At 69.9% G+C, this 24,178-nt stretch carries 29 protein-coding genes, 1 tRNA gene and 1 other RNA gene; 11 read left to right on the top strand and 20 right to left on the bottom strand.

Translation table 11 applies throughout. The features are described from left to right. Window positions 1–62 precede the first annotated feature (62 nt). Window positions 63–323 carry a hypothetical protein gene (locus ACFVR6_RS05015; RefSeq protein WP_386959417.1) on the top strand — a complete coding sequence of 87 codons (261 nt, stop codon included), beginning with the start codon at window positions 63–65 and terminating at the stop codon, window positions 321–323. Window positions 324–326: 3 nt separating this feature from the next. On the opposite strand, the gene ACFVR6_RS05020 is transcribed toward ACFVR6_RS05015, so the two are convergent. From ACFVR6_RS05020 to ACFVR6_RS05030, 3 genes are read right to left on the bottom strand one after another with little or no spacing between them, the layout of a single operon-like run. Further along, on the bottom strand, window positions 327–1,511 hold the full coding sequence (locus ACFVR6_RS05020; RefSeq protein WP_386959419.1) for an acetyl-CoA C-acetyltransferase: 1,185 nt from the start codon (window positions 1,509–1,511) through the stop codon (window positions 327–329). After that, window positions 1,508–2,161, bottom strand: coding sequence for a CoA transferase subunit B (locus ACFVR6_RS05025; protein WP_386959421.1), 654 nt, complete (start codon window positions 2,159–2,161; stop codon window positions 1,508–1,510). The genes ACFVR6_RS05020 and ACFVR6_RS05025 overlap by 4 nt, the downstream gene beginning before the upstream one ends. A 4-nt stretch (window positions 2,162–2,165) precedes the next feature. Beyond that, window positions 2,166–2,942, bottom strand: coding sequence for a CoA transferase subunit A (locus ACFVR6_RS05030; protein WP_386959422.1), 777 nt, complete (start codon window positions 2,940–2,942; stop codon window positions 2,166–2,168). Window positions 2,943–3,041: 99 nt separating this feature from the next. On the opposite strand from ACFVR6_RS05030, the gene ACFVR6_RS05035 reads away from it, so the two are divergent. Then, window positions 3,042–3,833, top strand: a complete 792-nt coding sequence (locus ACFVR6_RS05035; protein ID WP_386959424.1) for an IclR family transcriptional regulator — start codon at window positions 3,042–3,044, stop codon at window positions 3,831–3,833. A gap of 157 nt (window positions 3,834–3,990) precedes the next feature. On the opposite strand, the gene ACFVR6_RS05040 is transcribed toward ACFVR6_RS05035, so the two are convergent. Next, window positions 3,991–4,182, bottom strand: coding sequence for a hypothetical protein (locus ACFVR6_RS05040; RefSeq protein WP_386959426.1), 192 nt, complete (start codon window positions 4,180–4,182; stop codon window positions 3,991–3,993). Between the two features lie 46 nt (window positions 4,183–4,228). After that, window positions 4,229–4,301, bottom strand: a tRNA-Lys gene (locus ACFVR6_RS05045). 93 nt (window positions 4,302–4,394) lie between these two features. On the opposite strand from ACFVR6_RS05045, the gene ACFVR6_RS05050 reads away from it, so the two are divergent. The 3 genes from ACFVR6_RS05050 to ACFVR6_RS05060 all read left to right on the top strand — a co-directional run bounded on the left by ACFVR6_RS05050 (window position 4,395) and on the right by ACFVR6_RS05060 (window position 6,110). Then, entirely contained in the window at window positions 4,395–5,222 is an 828-nt protein-coding gene (locus tag ACFVR6_RS05050) for an inositol monophosphatase family protein (protein ID WP_386959427.1), read from the top strand. A gap of 26 nt (window positions 5,223–5,248) precedes the next feature. After that, window positions 5,249–5,839: a hypothetical protein gene (locus ACFVR6_RS05055; RefSeq protein WP_386959429.1), complete on the top strand. Its 591-nt coding sequence runs from the start codon at window positions 5,249–5,251 to the stop codon at window positions 5,837–5,839. A 103-nt stretch (window positions 5,840–5,942) separates the two neighbouring features. Further along, on the top strand, window positions 5,943–6,110 hold the full coding sequence (locus ACFVR6_RS05060) for a hypothetical protein (protein ID WP_386959431.1): 168 nt from the start codon (window positions 5,943–5,945) through the stop codon (window positions 6,108–6,110). Between the two features lie 63 nt (window positions 6,111–6,173). Here the strand turns inward: ACFVR6_RS05060 and ACFVR6_RS05065 are convergent, their stop codons facing one another. Further along, on the bottom strand, window positions 6,174–7,124 hold the full coding sequence (locus ACFVR6_RS05065; protein ID WP_386959432.1) for a hypothetical protein: 951 nt from the start codon (window positions 7,122–7,124) through the stop codon (window positions 6,174–6,176). Between the two features lie 116 nt (window positions 7,125–7,240). On the opposite strand from ACFVR6_RS05065, the gene ACFVR6_RS05070 reads away from it, so the two are divergent. Further along, a complete protein-coding gene (locus ACFVR6_RS05070; protein ID WP_386959434.1) occupies window positions 7,241–8,014 on the top strand; it encodes a DUF427 domain-containing protein in 774 nt (257 codons plus the stop codon). Between the two features lie 13 nt (window positions 8,015–8,027). Here ACFVR6_RS05070 and ACFVR6_RS05075 read toward each other — a convergent pair whose 3' ends face one another. From ACFVR6_RS05075 to ssrA, 4 genes are all read right to left on the bottom strand, one after another. Next, complete coding sequence (locus ACFVR6_RS05075) at window positions 8,028–8,792, bottom strand: GmrSD restriction endonuclease domain-containing protein (RefSeq protein ID WP_386959436.1); 765 nt, start codon at window positions 8,790–8,792, stop codon at window positions 8,028–8,030. 108 nt (window positions 8,793–8,900) lie between these two features. Further along, window positions 8,901–9,662, bottom strand: coding sequence for an NYN domain-containing protein (locus ACFVR6_RS05080; RefSeq protein WP_386959438.1), 762 nt, complete (start codon window positions 9,660–9,662; stop codon window positions 8,901–8,903). A gap of 82 nt (window positions 9,663–9,744) precedes the next feature. Next, window positions 9,745–9,972 (bottom strand): RNA-binding S4 domain-containing protein, encoded by a 228-nt coding sequence (locus tag ACFVR6_RS05085; protein WP_386959440.1) that lies wholly within the window; start codon window positions 9,970–9,972, stop codon window positions 9,745–9,747. A gap of 119 nt (window positions 9,973–10,091) precedes the next feature. Beyond that, window positions 10,092–10,462: a transfer-messenger RNA gene (ssrA, locus tag ACFVR6_RS05090) on the bottom strand. A 138-nt stretch (window positions 10,463–10,600) separates the two neighbouring features. On the opposite strand from ssrA, the gene ACFVR6_RS05095 reads away from it, so the two are divergent. Next, window positions 10,601–11,254 carry an SIMPL domain-containing protein gene (locus ACFVR6_RS05095; protein WP_386959442.1) on the top strand — a complete coding sequence of 218 codons (654 nt, stop codon included), beginning with the start codon at window positions 10,601–10,603 and terminating at the stop codon, window positions 11,252–11,254. Between the two features lie 3 nt (window positions 11,255–11,257). Here the strand turns inward: ACFVR6_RS05095 and smpB are convergent, their stop codons facing one another. From smpB to prfB, 8 genes are all read right to left on the bottom strand, one after another. Next, window positions 11,258–11,734 (bottom strand): SsrA-binding protein SmpB, encoded by a 477-nt coding sequence (gene smpB, locus ACFVR6_RS05100; RefSeq protein WP_191717717.1) that lies wholly within the window; start codon window positions 11,732–11,734, stop codon window positions 11,258–11,260. Between the two features lie 84 nt (window positions 11,735–11,818). After that, on the bottom strand, window positions 11,819–12,733 hold the full coding sequence (ftsX, locus tag ACFVR6_RS05105; RefSeq protein ID WP_386959445.1) for a permease-like cell division protein FtsX: 915 nt from the start codon (window positions 12,731–12,733) through the stop codon (window positions 11,819–11,821). After that, entirely contained in the window at window positions 12,730–13,917 is a 1,188-nt protein-coding gene (gene ftsE, locus ACFVR6_RS05110) for a cell division ATP-binding protein FtsE (RefSeq protein WP_386959447.1), read from the bottom strand. Before ftsE ends, ftsX begins: the two co-directional genes overlap by 4 nt. A 79-nt stretch (window positions 13,918–13,996) precedes the next feature. After that, window positions 13,997–14,779 carry an anti-sigma factor gene (locus ACFVR6_RS05115; RefSeq protein WP_386959449.1) on the bottom strand — a complete coding sequence of 261 codons (783 nt, stop codon included), beginning with the start codon at window positions 14,777–14,779 and terminating at the stop codon, window positions 13,997–13,999. Beyond that, complete coding sequence (locus ACFVR6_RS05120; RefSeq protein ID WP_386959451.1) at window positions 14,766–15,359, bottom strand: sigma-70 family RNA polymerase sigma factor; 594 nt, start codon at window positions 15,357–15,359, stop codon at window positions 14,766–14,768. Before ACFVR6_RS05120 ends, ACFVR6_RS05115 begins: the two co-directional genes overlap by 14 nt. Then, window positions 15,356–15,997: a class F sortase gene (locus ACFVR6_RS05125; RefSeq protein ID WP_386959453.1), complete on the bottom strand. Its 642-nt coding sequence runs from the start codon at window positions 15,995–15,997 to the stop codon at window positions 15,356–15,358. Before ACFVR6_RS05125 ends, ACFVR6_RS05120 begins: the two co-directional genes overlap by 4 nt. Before the next feature lies 1 nt (window position 15,998). Further along, the gene (locus ACFVR6_RS05130) at window positions 15,999–16,820 is read right to left on the bottom strand and encodes a DUF4397 domain-containing protein (RefSeq protein ID WP_386959455.1); all 822 of its coding nucleotides are present in this window, start codon (window positions 16,818–16,820) and stop codon (window positions 15,999–16,001) included. Between the two features lie 109 nt (window positions 16,821–16,929). Beyond that, on the bottom strand, window positions 16,930–18,039 hold the full coding sequence (gene prfB / locus ACFVR6_RS05135) for a peptide chain release factor 2 (protein ID WP_386959457.1): 1,110 nt from the start codon (window positions 18,037–18,039) through the stop codon (window positions 16,930–16,932). Between the two features lie 26 nt (window positions 18,040–18,065). Here prfB and ACFVR6_RS05140 point away from each other — a divergent pair, with 26 nt between their 5' ends. From ACFVR6_RS05140 to ACFVR6_RS05155, 4 genes are all read left to right on the top strand, one after another. Continuing rightward, window positions 18,066–19,337: an MFS transporter gene (locus ACFVR6_RS05140; protein WP_386960263.1), complete on the top strand. Its 1,272-nt coding sequence runs from the start codon at window positions 18,066–18,068 to the stop codon at window positions 19,335–19,337. A 307-nt stretch (window positions 19,338–19,644) separates the two neighbouring features. Continuing rightward, window positions 19,645–20,610 carry a TIGR03885 family FMN-dependent LLM class oxidoreductase gene (locus ACFVR6_RS05145; protein WP_386959458.1) on the top strand — a complete coding sequence of 322 codons (966 nt, stop codon included), beginning with the start codon at window positions 19,645–19,647 and terminating at the stop codon, window positions 20,608–20,610. Next, window positions 20,607–22,274 (top strand): alpha-amylase family protein, encoded by a 1,668-nt coding sequence (locus tag ACFVR6_RS05150; RefSeq protein ID WP_386959460.1) that lies wholly within the window; start codon window positions 20,607–20,609, stop codon window positions 22,272–22,274. The genes ACFVR6_RS05145 and ACFVR6_RS05150 overlap by 4 nt, the downstream gene beginning before the upstream one ends. A gap of 288 nt (window positions 22,275–22,562) precedes the next feature. After that, window positions 22,563–22,925, top strand: a complete 363-nt coding sequence (locus ACFVR6_RS05155; RefSeq protein ID WP_386959462.1) for a helix-turn-helix domain-containing protein — start codon at window positions 22,563–22,565, stop codon at window positions 22,923–22,925. A gap of 36 nt (window positions 22,926–22,961) precedes the next feature. On the opposite strand, the gene ACFVR6_RS05160 is transcribed toward ACFVR6_RS05155, so the two are convergent. Next, a complete protein-coding gene (locus tag ACFVR6_RS05160) occupies window positions 22,962–23,549 on the bottom strand; it encodes a ClpP family protease (protein WP_386959464.1) in 588 nt (195 codons plus the stop codon). Beyond that, the gene (locus ACFVR6_RS05165; protein WP_386959466.1) at window positions 23,546–24,175 is read right to left on the bottom strand and encodes a ClpP family protease; all 630 of its coding nucleotides are present in this window, start codon (window positions 24,173–24,175) and stop codon (window positions 23,546–23,548) included. The genes ACFVR6_RS05160 and ACFVR6_RS05165 overlap by 4 nt, the downstream gene beginning before the upstream one ends. Window positions 24,176–24,178: the final 3 nt, after the last annotated feature.

The raw sequence follows: 24,178 nt of genomic DNA on the forward strand, positions 1-24,178 counted from the left end.
GCGGACGGCGCTCGTCTGTCAATACCCGATCGACTGCTCCCACGGCGCGATAGCGTGGCCCCATGCGCGCCTACCTCATCGGCTCCGGACTGCTCACCGCGATCACCAGCGGCATCACGCTGCTGCGGGGCCTCCGCAACGACGAACCGTTCACCTGGCGCACGGCGCTCGCCTGGCTGAGCTGGGGCATCACCCTCGCTCTGGCGATCGGCGCCGTCGTCGACACGCGCCGCGCCAAGCGCGGTCACCTCGTCGCCGGCGACTCCCCCGTCGCCGCCAAGCAGCAGAAGCTGCTCAAGCAGCGCCTGAAGAAGTCCGCCTGACCGTCAGCGGGTGAGGATCAGCGCGTCACCCTGACCGCCGCCGCCGCACAGGGCCACGGCAGCCGTACCGCTGCCCCGGCGCAGCAGTTCGTGCACCGCGTGCACGACGAGCCGGTTGCCGCTGGCCCCGATCGGGTGGCCGATCGCGATGCCGCCGCCGTGGATGTTGACGACGTCTTCACCCAGCCCGAGCTCGGCCTGCGACTGCGCGACCACCGCCCCGAACGCCTCGTTGATCTCGACGATGTCGAGGTCGGATGCCGCGATCCCCTGCTTCGCCAGCGCCTGCTCGATCGCACGGGCCGGCTGGGTGTGGAGCGAGTTGTCGGGCCCGGCCACCTGGCCTGACGCACCGACCACCGCCAGCACCTCCCAGCCCTGATCGTCGGCGTGGCTGCGGGTCGTGAGCACGACCGCCGACGCGCCGTCGGAGATCTGCGACGCGTTGCCGGCGGTGATCGTGCCGTCCTTGGCGAACGCGGGGCGCAGGTTCGCCAGTGTCTCGGTCGTGGTTTCCGGTCGCACGCCCTCGTCACGGCTGACCATCACCGGCTCCCCCCGGCGCTGGGGCACCGGCACGGGCACGATCTCGTCGTCGAAGACGCCGGCATCCTGCGCCGCAGCGGCGCGCTGATGCGACAGCGCGGCCACGTGGTCCTGCGCCTGGCGCGTGATGCCGAGTGCGCCGTTGTGCCGCTCGGTGGAGGCGCCCATGCTCTCGCGGTCGTACGCGTCGGTCAGCCCGTCGTGGGCCATGTGATCGAGCACCTCGACGCTGCCGTACGCCCAGCCGTCGCGGGAACCCGTCAGCAGGTGCGGCGCCTGCGTCATCGACTCCATGCCGGCCGCGACGACCACGCGGGCGTCGCCGGTGAGGATCATCCGCTTCGCATCGATGACCGCCGACAGTCCCGACAGGCACACCTTGTTCACCGAGGCGGCCGGCACGTCCCAGCCGAGGCCCGCGCCGATCGCGGCCTGCCGTGCGGGGTTCTGCCCGGCGCCGGCGGGCAGAACCTGGCCGACGAAGACGGCGTCGACGGCATCCGTCGGGATCCCGCCCCGCTCGAGGGCACCGCGGATGGCGATGGCGCCGAGTTCTGCGGCGCTGAGCGCGGCCAGCTGGCCCTTCAGCCGGCCCTGCGGAGTGCGCGCGGCTGCGACGATGACGACGTCTTCGTGGTTCATGCTTCCACCCTAGGAGTCTCGGCAACGATGAGCGCCGGCTGCGTCGCGGCGACGACTTCGGCGACCGTGACGCCGGGCGCCGTCTCCACCAGCACCAGGCCGGCGTCGGTCACGTCGATGACGGCGAGGTCGGTGATGATGCGGTCGACGACGCCGCGTCCGGTGAGCGGCAGCGAGCACTCGTCGACGATCTTTGGTGAGCCGTCGCGGGCCACGTGTTCCATCAGCACGATGACGCGTGCGGCGCCGTGGACGAGGTCCATCGCGCCGCCGGGGCCCTTCACCATCTTCCCGGGGATCATCCAGTTCGCGAGGTCGCCGGTGCGCGACACCTGCATCGCGCCCAGGATCGCGGCGTCGATCTTGCCGCCGCGGATCATGCCGAAACTCGTCGCGGAGTCGAAGTAGGCGGCACCCGGGAGGACCGTGACGGTCTCCTTGCCGGCGTTGATCAGATCGGGGTCGACCTGATCCTCGGTCGGATACGGACCGACCCCGAGGATGCCGTTCTCGGACTGCAGCACGACCGTCACCTGCGCTGGCACGTGGTTCGGCACGAGCGTGGGCAGCCCGATGCCGAGGTTGACGTAGGAGCCGTCGGCCAGTTCGCGGGCCGCGCGGGCGGCCATCTCCTCACGCGTCAGAGCCACGATGTCACTCCCCGTCCGCCGCGCGCACGGTGCGCCGCTCGATGCGCTTGGTGATGCCGGTGCCGACCTCGACGATGCGGTGCACGTAGATGCCGGGCAGGTGCACGTCGTCGGGGTCGAGGTCACCGGGCTGCACCAGCTCCTCCACCTGCGCGATGCAGACCCGCCCCGCCATGGCGGCCAGCGGATTGAAGTTGCGGGCCGCCTTGTGGAAGACCAGATTGCCGTGGGTGTCGCCGCGCGCCGCGTGCACAAGCGCGAAGTCGGTGACGATGGCCTCTTCCAGCACGTACGGCAGCGCCACGCCGGTCACGTCGAAGGTGCGCACGTCCTTGGCGGGGGATGCCACGGCGATGCCCCCTGCGCCGTCATAGCGACGCGGCAGCCCGCCCTCGGCCACCTGGGTGCCCACGCCCGTCTGCGTGTAGAAGGCGGCGATGCCGGCACCGCCCGCGCGAAGCTTCTCGGCGAGCGTCCCCTGCGGGGTGAGTTCGAGTTCGAGCTCGCCGCTGAGGAACTGCCGCTCGAACTCCTTGTTCTCCCCCACGTACGACGACGTCATCTTGCGGATGCGTTTCGCGTTCAGCAGCACACCGAGACCCCAGTCGTCGACGCCGCAGTTGTTCGAGACGACCGACAGCTCGCGGGTGCCCTGCGCGAGAAGAGCCTCGATGAGGGCGATCGGGTTGCCGGAGAGCCCGAATCCGCCGACCGCCAACGAGGCTCCGTCGGGGATGTCGGCGACGGCTTCGGCCGCCGAGGGGAAGGTCTTGTCGATCACGGGCACTCCTTCGTGTGTGCCTCCAGCGTGCCGCGACCTCCATGTGCGCACCCACCGGACCGTTGCCAAATGGACCACTCACGGCCTAGCGTCCACTATGTGGACACTTCCCCGCGTTCGACGGTCGCCGGCGCCCAGGCAGTGGCACGCGCGGCGCGGCTGCTGCGCCTGGTCACCTCGTCAGGGAGTGACGGTGCCGCGCTGCAGCGACTCGCTCGGGACGCCGACCTCTCACGTTCGACGACCCACCGCCTGCTCAGTGCCCTCCGGGCGGAGGGCCTGGTCGATCAGGAGGCCGACTCGGGAAGGTGGATGCCGGGGCCCGAGCTGTTCCTCATGGGATCGGTCGCGGCCGCGCGCTACGACATCACCGACCTCGCGCGCGACATCGTGCGCTCCCTCGCGATCACGACCGAGGAGAGCGCGTTCCTCTCGGTGCGTCGCGGCGATGAGACGGTGTGCCTGCTGCGCGAGGAGGGCGCGTTCCCCATCCGGTCGTTCGTCCTCAGCGAGGGCGTGCGCTTTCCGTTGGGCGTGGCATCCGCGGGGCTGGCCATTCTGGCGTTCCTTCCCGACGACGACGTCGAGGCGTACCTGTCGCGGCATCCGGAGCTCCCGGCGCGGTTCGGCTCGCGTCACGCGGCCGCGGCGATGCGGACGCGCCTGGCCGACACCCGCGACCGCGGCTACGCGGTGAACCCGGGGTTGATCGTCGAAGGATCCTGGGGCATGGGCGCCGCGGTCTTCGACCGCGCCGGGCGTCCGGAGTGGGCGCTGAGCCTCACCGGGGTGGAGTTCCGCTTCTCCCCCGACCGACTGCCGACGCTGGGGCGCTCACTGCTCGCCCACGCCCACAAACTGTCGTCGCGCATCGCGGCATCCCGCGCCTGACATCCGGCGGATCGTCGCGCGCGCCCCCCGACAGCGCGAGCACGACGTCACGAGCGCAGGAGATGTGACCAAGGCAGGACGGATGCCGCGACAAACGTCCTACGCTCGCCACTTCGCCTACGCTCGCGACGGGGCCGACGCGCGGCGCCGGCCCCGCTCAGCCGGTGGGCGCGAGCGCCTCCCGCACGTGGCCGGCGACCGCGGCAGCGCCGTCATGCGAGAGCACGATCGTGTAGTGGTTGTGCCCCGGCGGATAGAGCCCGGGCAGCCGCTCCGCCGTCGATCCCAGGATGTGGGAGACGATCGTGTCGGCGTCGAGCCCCACCGCGACGTCCACGGAAACGGGCAAAGAGAAAGGCCCCGCACCACTGGCGAGAGTGTGCGAGGCCTATCCGTGCACCCCCAGGGACTTGAACCCTGAACCCACTGATTAAGAGTCAGTTGCTCTGCCGATTGAGCTAGAGGTGCGTAATTCGGATGACCCGAACCGAGGGACAACGTTACCATCACGAGACCGGTATTCGCGAATCGAGGCACACCCGCGCCGGTATCGTGGGGTGCGTGCCCCCCACTTCTCCGTCTTCCTGGTCTGCACCGTTCGACGGGGATCTGGGCGCCGACCTGGCCCTTGCTCTGCGCCTGGCGGATGCCGCGGATGCCGTCTCGATGGCGAAATTCGATGTCGCCGATCTCGAAATCGAGGTGAAGGCGGATTCCTCGCACGTGACCGAGGCGGATCTCGCCACCGAACGCGCGATTCGCGGCCTCCTTGAGACCGAGCGGCCCGACGACGGGATCCTCGGCGAAGAGTTCGGCACGAGCGGCGATTCCCGCCGGCAGTGGATCATCGACCCGATCGACGGCACCGCGAACTATCTCAAGGGCATCCCGATGTGGACGACCCTCATCTCCCTCGCGATCGACGGCACCCCGCGCGTCGGAGTCGCCAGCCAGCCGGCCATCGGCCGGCGCTGGTGGGCGGCCACCGGCCTCGGCGCGTGGACGAACACACCCACCGGCGATGCCCGCCGCCTCGCCGTCTCCACGGTCGATTCCATCTCCGACGCCAGCGCGAGTTTTCAGAGCATCACGCAGTGGGACGACGCCGGCCACATCGAGCCCCTGCTGCGGCTCAGTCGCGCTGTCTGGCGCGATCGCGGCTACGGCGACGCCTGGCCCTACATGCTGCTCGCCGAGGGCCGCCTCGAGTTCGTCGCCGAGTTCGACGTGAAGCCCTACGACATCGCCGCGCTCGTCCCGATCATCACCGAGGCCGGTGGCCGATTCACCTCGTTCGACGGTGACGACTCGATCTCCGAGCTGTCCGCACTCGCGACCAACGGCATCCTCCACGACGACTTCCTCCGCCTGCTGCACTCCCCCGCCTGACCCTCGACCCCCACGGAACCTCCTCGATGCCTTCGCCGCGCCTTCGCCGCCCCGCCACCGCCACCGCCCTCCTCTTCGCCGCCACCCTCGCGTTCACCGCGTGCGCGACGCCGGAGCCCGAGGTCCCCGACACCACGCCCGCTCCCACCGCAGGGTCGGCGGCCTCGGCGTCCCCCACCGCCGAGCCCGAGCCGGAGGAGACCGCCGAGCCCGTCGCCGCGCCGGATTGCTCGGCGCTCATCTCCGCCACCACGGTGGAGGGGTTCGAGGACGTGGGCTGGACCCACCGCGAGGAGCCGTTCACGATCGGCGCGGCCGAGGTGCCCGACGGCATCCAGTGCCAGTGGGCCGACTTCGCCGTTCCCGGCGGTCCGCTGCAGATCTTCGGCTGGGCGCCGATCGATGCGGACGACGCGAAGGACGCGCAGGACGAACTGCTCTCGGCGGGCTGGGTGCGTGAGAGCGGCGAGGCCGGCACCTACATCACCGAGAACCCGCAGATGGCGCTGACGACCGATGCCGAGGGCTATGGCATGACCTACCTGTTCGGCGACGGCTGGGTCACCCTCGCCGACACCAAGCAGAGCCTGCTGCTGATCGAGAACCCCGCGGACTGACCTGGATGCCGCGCATTCACGCGCGACGCCGTGATTGTCAACCCGGGTGCGGGGTGCCCGCCGCGCCGCATACGTTGGCTGCATCCGACGGAAGGAGCCGAACATGAACCGCGACGCATCGGGCGCGCAGAGCGCCGAAGACGAAGAGGGCACCACCAAGCCCGGCGGGCTGGGTCAGGACGGGACGATCCCCGCGAACCCCGACGGGGTCGCCGCCGGGGTCACCGATGAGGCATCGACCTTCGAGCCCGAGGAAGACGAGCAGGCCTGACGACCGACCCCGCGACGTGGGTACGACGAAGCCCCCCGGCGATGCCGGGGGGCTTCGTGCAGCTCACTGCAGCGCGAAGTACGCCGTGTCGCCGAGCACTCCCGGACGCACTTCCAGCGCACCTTCCGTCGCGGCCGGGCCTTCGGGGGCCAACAGCACGACGTCGCCCGTGGTGCTTCCCCCGGGCGCGAGGTTGGTGATCCAGTCCAGTTCGCCGGGCAGCGACGCGAAGGTGATCTCTGTGGGCTCCCCCACAGCGGTGAGGTAGTCGATGGAGACGAAGGCGGGCATCTGACCTTCGGGCGCGCCCCCGATGTAGGTGACCGTGATGTTCGCGACGATGTACTCGTACCCGGCCGGCGGGGCCTCGGTGAACTCGCTCTCGGCCATGACCGCATCGGTCTGCGCGAACGCGACGGAGTTGACCGTCACCTCCCAGTCCTCGGAGACGACGGTGGAGCCGAGAGGCAGCAGCTCCTCCGGGAACCCCTCTGCGGCATCTCCCGGGAGCGGCGCCGGGGACGGTTCGGACTGCTGACCCCGTTCGATCTCGTCGAACAGCGTCGACGTCTGGTCGAGGAATGCCCCGCCGATGGCGAAGGTGAGGCTGGTGATCAGCACGAAGAAGCCGACGATGGCGCCGACCACCGACACGATGAGTCCCGCAATCCCGAGGGCCTTGCCCTCCCCCTTGCGGAACAGCGACACGATGCCCAGCACGAATGCCGCGAGCAGCAGCAGCCACCCGAAGAGCACCGCCCAGGGGATGCAGGCGAGGATGAACCCGACTCCGCCGAGGATGACCGAGATCAGTCCGAGTACGTTGAGCCGCTGGGGGCCGCGCGGGGGTGGCGGCGGCGCGACCGGAGGTCCCGGCGGAGGGTACATCGCGGGGCGACCGGGCGGCGGATAGCCGGGCGCGGCGACCGGGTAGGCGGCGGGCGGGTACGCGGGCGGGTAGCCCGACCCGGCGGGCGGGTACGTGCCGGGCGCGGGAGGCTCGGGGTTGGTCATGGCATTCATCCTGGCAGGAACGCCCGCCGCCGCGTCAAAAGCGGCCGCCCGCGCTCGCGCGGCATCCGTTCGCTCCGGCTCTTCCGCGGTGCGGCTGCCGGGAGGACGATGGTCAGATGGCTGTGGGGATGGATGAATGGTCGATGTCGCAACTGGGGTCGCTGCGCTGGGCGAAGGCCCGTCGGCGTGTGCGGGCGAGAGCGGCGGGTGAGACGATCGCCGATTCGATGTCGGCGCGGCTGGTGTGGGAGCCGCACCGGGTGGTGCCCTCCTACGCCGTCCCGATCGGCGATTTCCAGGTGCCTCTGACCGAGCCCCGCGCGGTGAGCCCTGTCGCGCCGCCCCGGCCGTGGCTCGACCCCGGCAACGCGTTCGCGATCCACACGACGCCCGGCACGGCGTGGACCCTGCTGACCGCGGCCGGTCCGCTCGCGGGTGCCGCCTACACGGTGGACGACCCCGACCTCGCCGACTTCGCCGTCATCGACTGGGCGGCCATGGCGGAGTGGATCGAGGAACAGCAGGTCGTCGTGGCGCACCCGCATGATCCGTTCAAGAGGATCGACTGCCTGCGTTCCGACCGTCACGTCGTGGTGTCGGTGGGCGACGTGGTGCTGGCCGACTCACGGCATCCCACCCTGCTCCTCGAGACGCATCTGCCGCCGCGGTGGTACCTGCCGCAGGACGACGTGCGCATGGAGCTGCTGGAGCCCTCCCCCACCGTCACCGTCTGCGCGTACAAGGGTCAGGCCTCGTATTTCTCCGCGCGGGTCGGCGGCGCCGTGATCGCGGATGCCGCGTGGACCTACCCTCATCCGCTCCAGGACGGTGGTCCGGTGCGGGACATGCTCTGTTTCTACGACGACCGTGTGACGGTGCGGGTGGAGTGACCCGCCCGCGCGCTCAGCGCCCGGCGACGGGTGTCGGCACGGGCTCGCCGGGGCAAGCCTGAAGGACGCGTGCGATCGCGTCGTGTTCGGCCTGGGTCACCCACAGGCCATAGACCGCCTTCACCGCGACCTGCCGGGCGACGTACGCGCAGCGGAACGTGGTGTTCGCCGGCAGCCAGGTCGCCGCATCACCGTCGCCCTTCTGCGCGTTGGCGCTGCCGTCGACGGCGAGGAGGTTCAGCGGGTCGTTCGCGAACGCGGTGCGCTGCTCGGCGGTGAGCTGCTGGGCGCCCTTCTGCCAGGCATCCGACAGAGCCACGACGTGGTCGATCTGCACCTCGGCCGACGTGTCCTGACCGCGGACGAACGGGATGGTCTGCCCCGTGAACGGGTCGAGCAGCGTGCCGCTGACGACCTTGCACGACCCCGCGAGGGTCGCCTCGGTCAGGTCGCGGGCGAGGATGTCGTTGCGGGTATCACAACCGTTGCGGTCGACGTCGAACCACCGCTGCCCGAACTCGTCGCGGTCGTATCCGGTCTGCGGCGCGCGGCCCTTCACCTGCAGGGTCGCAAGCACCTCACGCGCCGTCTGACCGGCGACGGCGGCCGGGTCCGACGGTGTGAGGACGGTCTCGGCGGGCGGGGTGAGCGCGAGCTCCTCGTCGGCGGCGGAGAGCGTCGGCACGACGAGCACCCCGACGCCCAGGGCAGCGGCCGCGACGACCCCCCAGATCCAGACGACGGTGGAGCGCAGGCGCGCGCGAGCGGGCTGAGACACGATGAGGCATCCTTCGGGCGGATGAGGGCGAGCACGAGGCTCGGACGTCGGGCGGGCCGGCACACGCGCGACCCCGGGTCGCACGGCGTCGCAGCCGGAACGATCAGCCTATCGGCCGGTGCCGGCTCCGCGCGGCTTCGGCTGCACCCGCAAGCCGCTGCCGTCCTTGATCTCGACCGCGAACAGTTCCGTTGCCCTCACCAGATCCGAGAGCTTGATGTACCCCCAGTTGCGGGGATCGAAGTCCGGCTGCTGTCGGCGCAGGAGCGTCCCGACGGGGCTCAGGTTCGCCCACCCATCTTCACCGGCGGCGGTCTTCACACTCTCCCGCAGCCCGGCGATCAGCTTCGTGTCCGCGCGGAGGGTGGGTCCCGGAGTCCTGGTGAGCGTCGGAGCGGGCTGGTCGGTCGCCGGCGCGTCCAAGATGTCGACATACGGCTCGTCGAGGACGTCCAGATAGGTGAACTGGTCGCACGCGTTGCGGAACGACTCCGGAGTCTTGCGCTCCCCGAATCCGTAGACGGTCACGCCCTCCTCGCGGATGCGCGATGCCAGGCGCGTGAAGTCGCTGTCCGAGGACACGATGCAGAACCCGTGGAAGCGGCGCGTGTACAGCAGGTCCATCGCATCGATGATGAGCGCGCTGTCCGTCGCGTTCTTTCCGCTGGTATTGGCGAACTGCTGGATCGGCTGGATCACGTGCTCGCTCGCGGCCGACTTCCATTTGCCGAGCTGGGGGGTGGTCCAGTCGCCGTACACGCGCTTGACAGATGCGGTGCCGAATCGCGCGACCTCGGCGAGGACCGCGCCGATGCGCGTGGGCGGGACGTTGTCCGCATCGACGAGGACCGCGAGAAGCTCACTGGGCATGCGCCCAGCATGGCAGTCCCGCCGGGAAACCCCGTACACCCGGCATCCGCGGGATTCCGCAGGCCGGGCGCGGTTTGGTCCCCTACCGGGCGACGCGCACGCGACGCTCTTCGAAGCCGACGACGTCACCGACCTGCAACTGCCGGCCACGGCGTCGATCGACTTCGCCGTTGACCGTGACGTAGCCGTCGATGATGGCCTCTTTCACGTCGCCCCCGCTGTCGAGGACACTCGCGAACTTGAGGAACTGACCGAGCCGAATCGACTCGCCACCGATCGAGACGTCTTCGATCGCAGCCGGATTGCTCATCCTCCAAGGGTAGGCGACCGATGTGGCAGCACACGGCGCGACGCGAGGCACCCACACAAGAAGGCCCCGGGATCCGCGTGATCACGCAGTTCTCAGGGCCTTCTTCCGTGACAACGGTTGTGTGGAGATGGGGGGAATCGAACCCCCGTCCATCGCTGGGATACTGCGTTTTCTCCGGGCGCAGTCTGTGAAGACGTTCTGCTCGGCTCCGACCTTTGTCACAGACACCTAAGTCGACAAGCCCAGCCTGGGAAAAGTCCCGCGTGACGTCCAGACGCCGTCACACAGCAAGATTCCTAGATGACGCCAGGGTCCGTGTCGGAATCACACACGGTCTGACGGACTATCGGGCTCGCTTACGCAGCGAGGGCGAAGTCAGTGCGCTTGGATTCGGCACTTATTGGTTTTGCAGGGATCGTTAACGAGATAACCCTGCATCCTCGGCCCGCTTCTCGCAGAGACTCAGGCGATGTCGAAACCGATCATCCCCGTGAACCCCTCTTTCGAAGGAACCGTCGTCACGCTGTGGAGTTGCCAATCGAGTACCGGGGTACCCGAGCATCACAGCTTATAACGGATGCCACCGCCTCGCTATTCCGCGGGCTCCGCCGCCGCGTAGAGTCACAGCATGAGCGAGGTCATCATCACCGTCCGCGGCGAGCACGAGCACCGCGTCGTCCCCGAGCGTGCCCTGGTCACCCTCAGCGTGACCGCCGAGGGGCACGATCGCACCGAGGTGGTCGAGCGCATCACGGCGCTCGCCGTGCCCGTGTCGAGCGACCTCGCCGCGCGTGTCGGCTCCGGGGTCGTGGAGTGGTCGAGCAAGCGGGTCTCGGTGTGGTCGGAGCGCCCGTGGAACGAGGGCCGGCGCTTGGCCGCGGTCCACCACGCGACCGTCGATTTCACCGCCACCTTCGACGACACCTCGGCCCTGTCGTGGTGGGTCGGCGAGATGGCAGAGCACGACGGCGTGCAGATCGGCGACGTGCAGTGGCAGCTCACCCCGGCCACCCGCGTCGCGGTGGAGCGCGAGGTGGCATCCGAAGCCGTGGGCATCGCCGTGGAGCGTGCCACCGCCTACGCCACGGCGCTGGGCCTGGCCGCGGTCACCCCGCTCGAGATCGCCGACGTCGGGCTGCTGGTGTCGCACCCCGAGGCGCCCCAGGCGCACGGCATGATGCGCGCGGCGTTCATGGCCGACGCCGGTGCCCCCGGGCTGCAGTTCCACCCCGAGGACATCGTCGTGAACGCCGCCGTGGAAGCCCGCTTCAGCGCCCGCTGAACCTCAGTCGCCGAGGCGGTTGCGCGAACGCATCGCGCGCTCTGCCTCGCGCTTGTCCTCACGCTCGCGGATCGTCTGGCGCTTCTCGAACTCGCGCTTGCCCTTGGCGACCGCGATCTCGACCTTGGCGCGGCCGTCGGAGAAGTAGAGCCGCAGCGGCACCAGCGTGTAGCCACCGGCCGATACGGCATGCGAGATCTTCACGATCTCGTCCTTGTGCAGCAGCAGCTTGCGGGTGCGCTTGGACGCGTGATTGGTCCAGTGGCCCTGCGAGTACTCCGGGATGTGCACGGAGTCGAGGAACGCCTCTCCCCCGTCGATGTATGCGTACCCGTCCGTGAGGTTCGCACGCCCTTGCCGCAGTGACTTCACCTCGGTACCGGTGAGCACGAGGCCCGCCTCGTACGTCTTCTCGATGGCGTAGTCGTGGCGCGCGCGACGATTGGTCGCGATGACCTTCTCCCCGCGTTCCCTGGGCATGATCACTCCTCTGAATCAGCCGCGACGGGCGCGCGGCAGCCCACCAGCATAGCGGGTCCGAGGACCTCGCCCGGCGGGCGGATGCTACGTACGCAGCCAGCGACGAATGGCGAAACCGGCCGACACGGCCGCGAGCACGACACCGATGAGGATGACGACCGGCAGCACGACGGCCGTGTCCCCCATGTCGACCCAGGTCGTGACGAACTCCACCCGGCCGCGCAGGTAGTCGTTCACCCCGAACTGCACAGCCGCGATGATCGCGGCGCACGCGAGCAGCGAACCGATGAAAGCGGCGAACACACCCTCGAGGATGAACGGCGTCTGGATGAACCGGTTCGACGCGCCCACGAGACGCATGATGCCGAGTTCTCGCCTGCGCGCATACGCCGACAGGCGGATGGTCGTGGCGATGAGCAGCACCGCGGCGACGAGCATGAGCGCTGCGATGCCGACGGCCAGATAGGTCGCCACCGTCAGAGCCGAGAAGAGCGGATCGAGGTATTGCAGTTGATCCGCGACCTCCTCGACCCCGGCCATGCCGCCGAAGGCCTCGATGATCACCTCGGACTGCGTCTGGTCCACGAGGTTGATCCAGAAGGTCTGGTTGAGTTGGTCGGCGGTGACGATGCTGGCGTAGTCCTCGCCGAGCAGGTCGATGACGTTCTGATACGCCTCGTCCTGCGTCTCGAAGCGCACATCGCGGATGAGCGGTGTCAGCGCCGCGCTGTCGAGCTTCTCCTGCACGAGGGCGACCTGCTCCTCCGACGCGACACCATCGACACAGGTGGGGGCCTGGGAGTTGCTCGTGCACATGTAGACGGCGACCTGGGCGCGATCGACCCAGTAGTCCTGCATCTTGCCGATCTGCATCTGCATGAGCATCGCGGCGCCGACGAAGGTGAGCGAGACGAAGGTGACGAGCACGACGGAGATGACCATCGAGACGTTGCGGCGAAGGCCCGAGAGCGCCTCGCCGAGGATGAGTCCGATTCTCACGAGGTCGGCCCCACTTCGTCGTCTGCGGATCGTCCGCCCAAGCCCAGCCGGTCGGCGAGGCCCAGTTCGTCCAGTTCCACCGGCGGCAGCTCGATCGTCACCGGGTTGGTGCGCGTCGGCGGCTCGGTGGGGTCGTTCGCCGGCTCGGGGGCGGATGCCGCCGGTTCCGGCTGCGGCTGCGCAGACGGCGCGACGGGCGCCGCGGGCACGATGGGCGCTGCCGGCGCGACGGGCCGCTCCGCCGTCGTCGCGGGGAGGTCGGCCGGTGCCGTGGCAGCGGGAGCAGCGGACGGCGCGGTGTGCACGGGGGCGGGCGCGGTCGGCGCCGCGGGAGCGGCAGGCGCCGCCGGTACCGGGCGGTCCGCGGCATCCTGCGTCAGCGGCGTCACGTCGCCACCGGCCGTGCCGATGATCTCGCGCTGCAGTTCGAGCACGGCGGTGAGGGCCGCGACAGCCGCCGCGCCCTTCTCCTCGGCGGGCATGAGCGTCGGAATGGCGGAGATGTCGCCGTAGCCGCCGTGGCGCTCGTCACGCACCATGACGCCGCCGCTGAGCTCGATCACGCGGCGCTGCATCTGGTCGACGAACGCGGCCTCGTGCGTGGCCATGACCACCGTGGTGCCGCCGGCGTTGATGCGCGCGAGCAGCTGCATGATGTCGACCGACGTCGCGGGGTCGAGGTTGCCGGTGGGCTCGTCGGCGAGCAGGATCTGCGGGCGGTTCACGAGGGCGCGCGCGATGGCGACGCGCTGCTGCTCACCGCCGGACAGTTCGTGCGGCAGGCGCTTCTGCTTTCCTTCCAGGCCCACGAGCGCGAGCACTTCGGGCACGGCCTGCTGGATGAACGCGCGGGAGGCGCCGATCACCTGCAGCGTGAACGCGACGTTCTGGAACACCGTCTTGTTCGGCAGCAGCCGGAAGTCCTGGAACACCGAGCCGATGTGGCGACGGAAGTAGGGCACCTTGCGGTTCGACAGCGTGCGCAGGTCGCGGCCGAGCACGACCACGCGCCCTTCGCTGGGGCTGTCTTCGCGCAGGATCAAGCGCAGGCACGAGGACTTACCCGAACCCGACGCTCCCACGAGGAACACGAACTCGCCGCGTTGCACCTCGAAGTCCACGTCGCTGAGTGCGGGTTTGCTGGTGCCGCGATAGCGCTTCGTGACGTTCTCGAACCGGATCATGACCCGTCGAGCCTAAGCGGCACGCCGCGCCGCGACGCGAGCGACACCCCCGGGTCGCCGCATCGGGGCGGTGCCGCCTTCAGGCAGACTCCAGCGCGCCCCGCACGATCGAGTCGCCGGAGTGAGCGGGGTCGCCGTCGTCGGCTTCCTGCGAGACGTCCACCAGGCGGAAGCGGGTGAGATCCACCCCGTCGGGGACGTCGAATGTGCCGGTGTCGCCGTCGAGCACGCCGAGGCTCACGAGGTCCGAACCGTCCTCGGCGATCAGCCACACCTCGCGGTGCCCTTCATCGGGGACGGTGGCGTCGAGGGTCACGACGACCTGGGTGCGCCCGTCGACGTCTTCCAGCAGCGCCTCGCCCTGTGCGCCCTGGTGATCGGGGAACGGGTCGAGGGTGGCTTCGGCCACGACGGTGGGCTGCATCCCCGCATCCCGCACGATCCACACCCCCGCGACCACCGCGACGACGGCCAGCGCGCCGACGAGCGCGAGAGTGAGCGGCATCCGGCGGCGGCGTCCGCTGCGACGCGCGCGGTGAGAGCCCTCCACCACGCGGGTCGGCCCTGCTGCGGGGTGGGCCGGGGGCGTGACCACGGACGGGGTGGATGCCGATGCCGATGCCGACGGGTCGGCGCCAGTGCTGTTCACCTCGGCGCTGATCGCATCCCACACCCGCGGCGGCGGAGTGAGCAGGGGTCCGCTGGCCATCGCGACGCGTGCGGCACCGGCAGCGGCAGCGAAGGCGGCCACTTCGTCGGCGCATTCCGCGCAGCCTGCCAGGTGATCGACGTCTTCGGGGGTGGCGGCATCCGTGTCGCCCATCGCGATCAGAGCGGCGACATCGGGGTCAAGGTGCGACATCTGCGGCCTCCAATCGTGTGCGCAGGCGGACAAGGCTTCGTCGGATGTGACTCTTCACCGTACCCAGCGGCATGGCCAATTGTTCCGAGATCTGGGCGTGGGTCAGGTCGTCGTAGAACGCCAGACGGATGACGGTCTGGGCATCGGGGTCGAGCGCTTCGATCTCGTGGGCGATGGCCAGGGTGTCCTCGACGTCGACAGGATCGGCCACCGGGGCGAGCGCTTGCGACTTCACCGCCTCTTCCAGGCGTGCCGCCCGAGATCTCGCCTCGTGCGCATCGGCGATGCGGCGCCGGGCTATGCCGACGAGCCATCCGCCCAGACTCCCCCGGTCGGGGGCGAACATCGCCCTCGACGTCCACGCCGAGACGAACGTGCGCTGGGTGACATCCTCCGCCTCGGCGAGGTCGCCGAGGGAGCGCGCGGCAAGCGTGTAGACCAGGCGCGACCAGCGGTCGTACATGGTCTTCAACGCGTCGGGGTCGCCTGCGACGAGTCGTCGGGCGAGTTCGGCGTCGTCCTCGTCGATGAGGCTCTCCTTCCGCGTGCGGCAGTCGGCGGCATCCAGGGCGATGGTCATGGTGTCGCCCGGGCGATGAGCACCACGTTATCGCTGTAGGTGCGGGTCTGCTCGTCGAACTGCCCGCCGCACGTGATGAGCACGAGGCTGCGGGGCCCGCCGCGGTCGAACAGCTCGTCGACGGGCAGCTCGGCGCGCGGGATGTAGGTGACGCTCTCGACCGTGTACGCCGTGACGATGCCGTCGGCATCCGCGACCTGCAGCGTCTGCCCCGGCTGGGCCTCCCGCAGCTGGGCGAGCGGTCCGACGCCGTAGACGCGGGAGTCCACGTGGGCCGCGAGCACCGTGGTGCCCTCGGCGTCGGCGGGGGCGGGACCGTAGCGGTACCAGCCCGCGACGGCCGGGTCGACGGGGATCTCCATGGTGCCATCGGCCTGCACGCCCACCGGCACGACCGGCATCTCGATCCCCAGGTCCGCCGAGGTGACCTCGGTGGGGGCCGCGCCGCGCTGCTGCACCGGCGGCGGGGTCGCGGGGGTGACCGGCACCTCCACCGCCGGGGTGGGAGGGGGCGCCGCCGGGCTCGCCACCGCGGAGGACGGGGATGCCCCGCCCTCCGCGCCGGGGGGTGTGCAGGCCGCGAGGGCCAGCATCGCCGTGACCGCCACGACCACGCTGAGCCCTCGCGACACACTCATGTCAGCGCCGCTTGGCGGTCGCGGTGCGCACCGCCACGACGGAGCCGGCTGCCAGGACCAGCAGCAGGCCACCGCCGAGGGCGAGGGTCCACATGGGCTGGTTCTCGGCTACGAGACCGGCAGAGCCGGTGTTCACGCCGCCGGGGTTGGAGTGCAGGCCGCTGATCGTCTGCACGGCGAGGGCGAGGTTGCCGTCTTCGGCGCTGCCCCACGCGTACGCGATCGTCAGCACGCCCTCCTGCACGTCGACGTCGGCCGGGCCGATCACCGGGTCGGTCGTTCCCTCGAGCGCCACCGCTGCCGAGATCACACCGGCCGGCAGGTTGAGGGTCGCCTCCTCCGGGTTGACCAGACCCGTCACGACGGGTGCACCGTTGGCGAGGATGTCCACCGCCGGAGCGGCAGCCACGTGACGCACCGTCAGTCGTCCCTCGCCGGGAGCGGTCTGCGAGATGTCGTTGGTGAACAGGTTGGTCGCGGGCTGGCCGTCGGCGTCGAGGTTCGCCACCGCGGTGTAGCTCTTGCCTGCCTCGAGGGTGAGGGTGACCGGCCCCAGGATCGGCGCGGAGGCGTCAGCGGCATCCGTCGCCGTCAGTGCGACTTCGTAGTCGCCTGCGGGGAGATCGAGGGGCCCGGCGAGATCTCCCGGCTGGAAGTCGTCGAGGGTGAGCGCACCGTTGACGTACACGTCGACGGGGGTGTCCGGGATGCCGTGGAGCACGGACAGGTCGGCCGTGGTCTCCGAGATGGCGTATGCCGGCGAGAACGCTGCGAAGGCGGCGACGGCGCCGACCACCACGCCCGCTGAGATTGTCTTACGCACGAGGAACTCCTTCAGGTGTTGCGCGACCGTTTCGCGCTTCACAGAGGTATTCCTGCCGAGCGGTGGATTTGGATGCAGCCGAATGAATGTTTTTTCGGCTGCGGCGGGATCAGTCCTCGATCTTGCGCTTGCGCCAGCGGATGCCGGCGGCGATCAGCCCGTCGAGGTCGCCGTCGAACACGGCGGCGGGGTTGCCCACCTCGTAGCCGGTGCGCAGGTCCTTCACGAGCTGCTGGCCGTAGAGGAAGTAGGAGCGCATCTGGTCGCCCCAGCTCGCGGTGATCGTGCCCGCGAGCTCCTTCTTCTTGGCCGCTTCCTCTTCGCGCTTGAGCAGCAGCAGGCGCGTCTGCAGCACCCGCATGGCCACGGCGCGGTTCTGGATCTGGCTCTTCTCGTTCTGCATCGACACGACGATGCCGGTCGGGATGTGCGTGATGCGCACGGCGGAGTCGGTCGTGTTGACCGACTGGCCACCGGGGCCAGACGAGCGGAAGACGTCGACGCGGATGTCGCCTTCGGGGACGTCCACTTCCTTGGCCTCTTCCATGACCGGGATGACTTCCACGGCGGCGAAGCTGGTCTGGCGCTTGTCGGCGGAGCCGAACGGGCTGATGCGCGCGAGGCGGTGCGTGCCCGCTTCGACCGAGAGGGTGCCGTAGGCGTAGGGCGAGTCGACCTCGAAGGTGGCCGACTTGATGCCCGCACCCTCGGCGTAGGAGATGTCGAGCACCTTCACGGGGTACTTGTGACGCTCAGCCCAGCGCAGGTACATGCGCATGAGCATCTCGGCGAAGTCGGTGGCGTCGTCGCCGCCCGCACCCGAGCGGATCGTCACCACGGCGCCGCGGTCGTCGTATTCGCCGTCGAGGAGCGTCTGCACCTCGAGCTGGCCGATGACGTCCTCGAGCTCGGCGAGCTCCTTGCGCGCCTCTTCGGCGGAGTCCTCGTCGTCCATCTCGACGGCGAGTTCGACCAGCACGTCGAGATCGTCGAGTCGACGCTCGATCTCGGTGATGCGCTTGAGCTCGGTCTGGCGGTGGCTGAGCGCGCTGGTGACCTTCTGCGCCTTGTCGACGTCGTCCCAGAGGTTCGGGGCACCCGCCTCTTCGGAGAGCCGCGCGATTTCGGCCGTGAGCGAATCGACGTCCACCACCGCTTTGATGTCGGAGAAGGTGGAACGCAGCGCCTGGATGTCGGCGGAAAGATCGAATTCAAGCATGACAGTTCAGACTAACGTGGATGCCGATGAGTATCGGCGATGACGAGGCGCCCATCGCCCGGGTGCTGTGGCGATTCGCCCCGATGATCTACGGCCCCACGGTGCTGTTCGCGCTCGGCGAGGGCGCGGTCATCCCGTTGCTGCCGATCATCGCGGCCCAGCTCGGCGCCGATCTGCCGACGGCCGCCCTCGTGGCATCCGCCCTCGTCGTCGGCCAGCTGTGCGGAAACATCCCCGCCGGCTGGGCCGTCGCCCGCCTGGGCGAGCGCCTCACGATGACCATCGCCGGCACGGCTGCCCTGGGTGGGGTCGCGGGACTGCTGCTGGCGCCGAGCATCGCGCTGCTGGCGGTGTCGGTGTTCCTCATCGGGTTCTGCGCCGCCGCGTTCGGTCTTGCCCGGCATTCGTTCATGACCACGCGCGTGCCGCTGGCGTTCCGGGCGCGGGCGCTGTCGCTGCTGGGTGGCACGTTCCGCCTCGGCATGTTCATCGGCCCGTTCCTCGCGGCGGCGCTGCTGGCGCTGTTCGGCGACCCGCACGCGTCGATCTGGCTGTTCGCGGTGTGCCTCGTCGCGACCGTGCTGCTCGTGCTGCTCGGGCCCGATCCCGAGACGGCCATCGCGGCGCCGGGCGCGGCGCCGCGCGAGGTGGAAGACACCGGCGAGCCGGTGACCGGTTCCATTCCGGTGAATGAGCGCGCCGGTGTCTTCCGCACCATGTGGCGCCATCGCGGAGTGCTGTCGCGGCTCGGGATCGCGGCGGCGTCGCTCTCGGCGATGCGTTCGGCCCGCCAGGTGGTGCTGCCGCTGTGGGGCGTGTCGATCGGGCTGGACGCGCAGACGATCGCGCTCGTCGTCGGCATCTCGGGCGCCATCGACTTCGCCCTGTTCTACGCCAGCGGCCAGGTGATGGACCGGTTCGGGCGGCTGTGGGCGGCGCTGCCGGCGATGCTGCTGATGAGCGCGGGCTTCCTCGCGCTGTCGTTCACGCACGACGTCGACCAGGCGCCGCTGTGGTTCGCGATGTTCGCGGCGGTGCTGGGCGTGGGCAACGGCCTGTCCAGTGGCATCCTGCTGACACTCGGGGCCGATACCGCGCCGCGCGACGATCCGGCCCCGTACCTCGGTTCGTGGCGCACGCTGACGGATGCCGGCGGAGCGGTCGCGCCGCTGATCGTCTCGGCGCTCGCGACGTTCTCGCTGGCGGTCGCCGCCGGCGCGATGGGCGTGCTGGGCTTGATCGGAGCGGCCGCGTTCGTGCGTTGGGTGCCGCGGTTCGTACCGCGGGAGCGCCCGTAGCCGGCGTCCCGCGGTCTGCCCACCCGGAGGGCCCGCCCGGCGGACGTTCTCTCCTCCCCGCATGTGAGTTCCCGCTCACGCAGTCGGACCGCTGGTCGGCGGGCTGCCCGGCGGGCGCGTGCTGGCCGACGTGTGAACGGGAACTCACCTATGCGAACGAGAGACACGGAAAAGTACGGCCGTCGGCGCCGCCATCGCCGCGCTCAGCAGCAGCAGCTGACTCGGTCGACGCCTCGTCGCCTACCGCACCGCCCGGGCGAAGGCAAACGCTTCCGCCCGCCCTGACCGAACCGCCAGACTCCCCGGCATGGTCTTCCTCGGATTCCACGCATCGCACGAACAGATCCCGCCCGGTCAGCTCCTGCGTGACGTCGAAGCGGCACAGGTCGCCGGCTTCGACGGCGCGATGTGCTCCGACCACGTCGCGCCGTGGGGCGTGCGGCAGGGCGAGTCCGGCTTCGCGCCCAGCTGGCTCGGCGCGGCGCTGGCTCGCACGGACTTCTCCATCGGCTTCGTCAATGCGCCCGGGCAGCGCTATCACCCCGTGATCGCCGCCCAGGCGTACGCGACGCTGGAGGAGATGTTCCCCGGCCGGTTCTGGACGGCGCTGGGCAGCGGCGAGGCCATGAACGAGCACGTCACCGGTGACCCGTGGCCACCGAAGCCCGAGCGCAACGACCGGCTCGCCGAGACCGTCTCGATCATCCGCCGACTCCTGGCCGGTGAAGAGGTCGACCACGACGGCCTCGTCCGCGTGCACCGGGCGCGGCTGTGGTCGCTCCCCGACGAGCCGCCGCCGCTTCTCGCCACCGCGATCAGTCCGGAGACCGCAGGCTGGGCGGCGTCATGGGCGGAGGGCCTCGTGACCGCGCTGCAGCCCCCTGAGGCGCTCGAGAAGGTGCTCTCCGCCTATGACTCCGCGGGCGGCACGGGCCCGCGCGCGCTGCAGGTGCACGTCAGCTGGGCACCGACGGATGCCGAGGCGCTCGCGATCGCACGGGATCAGTGGACCCACGCCGTACTCAGCCCGCCCACCATCTGGGACCTCGAGCAGCCCGAGCAGTTCGACGCCGCCGCGGGCGACCCGACCGACCAGCAGATGCGCAACGCGCTGCTCGTCTCGAGCGACCTCGACGACCTCGCCCAGCGCATCGCCGACCATGCCCGACTCGGCTTCGACCGCGTCTACCTGCACCACGTGGGACAGGACCAGGGGCCGTTCCTGGATGCGGCGCGCGACCATCTGCTGCCTCGACTGAAGGAGCTGCTGTGAGGATCACCGATACGAGCGACCTGTGGTGGAAGTCCGCGGTCATCTACTGCCTCGACGTCGAGACGTTCCTCGACTCCAACGGGGACGGCGTGGGCGACCTGGAGGGACTCGCTTCCCGCATCGACTACCTCGCCCAGCTCGGCGTCACCTGCCTGTGGCTCATGCCCTTCTACCCGACGCCGGACCGCGACGACGGCTACGACGTGACGGACTTCTACGGCGTCGACCCGCGGCTGGGCACGCACGGCGACCTCGTCGAGGTGATCCGCACGGCGCGTGACAGAGGCATCCGCGTGATCGTCGACCTCGTCGTGAACCACACCTCCGACCGGCATCCCTGGTTCCAGTCCGCCAAGCGCAGCCCCTCTTCGCCCTACCGCGACTTCTACGTGTGGCGATCCGATCCCCCGCCCAAGGGGCAGAAGAACGAGGTCTTCCCCGGGGAGGCCGACGGCATCTGGACGCGCGAGGACAAGTCGGGCGAGTGGTACATGCACAGCTTCTACCCGCACCAGCCCGACCTGAACATCGCCAATCCCGCGGTGCGCGACGAGATCGCCAAGACCGTCGGCTTCTGGCTGCAGCTGGGCATCTCCGGATTCCGCGTCGATGCCGTGCCGTTCCTGCTCGAAGTCCCGGAAGGCGCCGAGATGGCCGACCCGCACGACATGCTGCGCGACATCCGCCGCTTTTTGCAGCGGCGCTCCAGCGAAGCCGTGCTGCTGGGCGAGGTGAACCTTCCCTACGAGCAGCAGGCGGCGTACTTCGGCGCAGGCAACGACGGCCAGGAGCTGACGATGCAGTTCGATTTCGCCGGGATGCAGGCGTTCTACCTGTCGCTCGTCCGCCAGGATCCCGCGCCCCTCGCCGCGGCGCTCTCGTCGCGACCCGCGCTGCCCGTCGAAGCGCAGTGGGCCAACTTCCTGCGCAACCACGACGAGCTCACGCTCGATCAGCTCACCGACGACGAGCGGCAGGAGGTGTTCGACGCCTTCGCGCCCGAGGAGGACCAGCGCGTGTACGGGCGGGGAATCACCCGTCGCCTGCCGACCATGCTCGACGGGGACCCGCGCCGCATCCGCATGGCGTACAGCCTGCTGTTCACCCTCCCGGGCACGCCGGCGCTGTTCTACGGCGAGGAGATCGGCATGGGCGAGAACGCCGACCTCGACAAGCGGCACGCCGTGCGCACCCCCATGCAGTGGTCGGCGGAACGCGACGGCGGGTTCTCCACGGCCCCGCCTTCTCGACTCGTGGCGCAGCCGCCCGGCGACGGGTATTCCCCGCTGCACGTCAACGTCGCCGACCAGCTCGAAGACCGCGGGTCGCTCCTGCACTTCTTCCGCGACCTCACTTCCCGCTACCGCATCTCCCCCGAGCTCGGGTGGGGTGAGTTCGAGGTCATCGATCATGACGCGCCGGGCGTGCTGGTGCATTCTCTGCGCGCCGACGTCGGCCGCACGGTCGCCGTGCACAACTTCGCCGACGTCCCGGCGGTGGTCGCTTTCGCCCTCGCGGACGAGCCGGAGGGGACCACGCTGGTCGACGTGCTCGACGCCGAGCGGCTCCCGCTCGACGACCGTCGCCGCATCGAGTTCACCCTCCCCGCGTACGGTTACCGGTGGCTGCGGGTGTCACGCCCCGGGGACGGCCGGGTGACCTGACACGCGTCGGCCGGATGCCGCGGCCAGGCCGACGCGGGGGCCGTTCTCGCCGATATTCTCTCGATTTCGTATGTGACTTCCCACTCACACAGCCCTTGGCCGTGTGAGCAGGAACTCACATACGCAGTGGCAGACCTCGAGCAGGCGCGTGAGCAGGAACTCACATGCGGAATCCGGAGATACTGAAAAGTTCGACCGAAGACACACCGGCCGCACGGCGCGATCATCGCCCGTCTGCTGTGAGCAGAATCCCTTCACTCGCCGCGATCCGCCGTCCTACCATCGGGCATGGCCGATTCCCTGTTGCCGACGAAGGCAGAGGACGCTCAACAGCCGCAGGCCCCTGGCCGGCAGATACCCCCGGAGCCGCTGTGGCGTCACTTGCTGGGCGAACGCCTGCGCCGCGCGCGACACGAGCGGGGCGACACGCTCGAGGACATCGCGCGTCGCGCGGGGGTCTCCCCGCAGTACCTCTCCGAGATCGAGCGGGGCCTCAAGGAGCCGTCGAGCGAGATGATCGCGGCGGTGATGGGGGCCCTCGGCATCACCCTGGTCGACCTCACGCTCGACATCGCGGAGAGACTCATCGCGACGCAGCAACCCGCGCAGCCCGTGTCGCTGCGGCAGTCGACTGTCGCACTGGCCGCCTGACTCCTCAGAGCGAATGGATGCCGCGGCATCCACCCCTCAGCGCTGCTCGATCACGTGGTCGATGAGCCCGTAGTCGCGCGCCGTCGCCGCGGTGAACACCCGGTCGTGGTCGGTGTCCGCGCGCAGCCGCTGCACGCTCTGCCCGGTGTGCCGGGCGAGGATCGACTCCATGTCGGCGCGGATGCGCACCACCTCGTCGGCCTGCAGGATGAGGTCGGGGATACTCCCCCGCCCCTGCGCCGCCGGCTGGTGCAGCACGATCCGCGCGTGCGGCAGCGCGGAGCGACGACCTTCGGCGCCCGCCGCGAGCAGCACCGCGCCCACCGCCACCGCCTGACCCACGCACGTGGTGGCGACGGGCGAGCGGATGAACCGCATCGTGTCGTAGATGGCGAGCATGGCGCTGGGGTCGCCGCCTTCGCAGTTGATGTAGAGCTGAATGTCGCCGTCGGGGTTGTCGGACTCCAGGTGCAGCAGTTGGGCGATCAGGGCGTTGGCCACCCCGGCATCGATGCCCGTGCCGAGATACACGATGCGCTCGGTGAGCAGGTGCGAGTAGACATCCATGATCCGCTCGCCGCGCGGGTGCTGGGCGATGACGTTGGGGATCGTATAGCTGCTCATCGCAGGGTCCCTTCGCTGACGCGGCCGAATCCGGCGGTGACCGGATGCCGCGGCTTGACGTCGTCGAACGAGCCGACGATCGAGTCGATGAACCCGTAGTCCAGCGCCTCGGTGGCGGTGTACCAGTGGTCGTGCAGCGAGTCTTCGAAGATCCGGTCGATCGGCTGCCCGGTGTCGGCGGCGATCAGGCCGAGCACCGTGTCTCGGGTGTGGCGCAGGTCGTCGGCCTGCAGCTCGATGTCCACGGCGCTGCCGCCGATGCCCGCGGAGCCCTGGTGCATCAGCACCCGCGCGTTCGGGAGCGCCTTGCGTTTGCCCTTCGTGCCCGCCGACAGCAGGAACTGCCCGGCGCTGTACGCGATGCCGAACACGAGGGTCGACACGTCGTTGGGGATCGTGCGCATGACGTCGCGGATGGCGAGCATGGCCGGGACCGATCCGCCGGGCGAGTGGATCCACAGCGCGATGTCGGATGTCGGGTCCTCGGTGGCCAGCGAGATGAGCTGGGCCGCCAGCAGCGTGCCGTTGTCGTCGTCGAGGGGACCGTCGAGCACGAGCACGCGCCGCTCGTAGAACTCGCGCCGAACAGCATCGGTGAACAGTGGTGGTTTCGGTGAATCGCTCATGCG

The organism is Microbacterium sp. NPDC058021 (assembly GCF_042885955.1).
Lineage (GTDB): Bacteria > Actinomycetota > Actinomycetes > Actinomycetales > Microbacteriaceae > Microbacterium.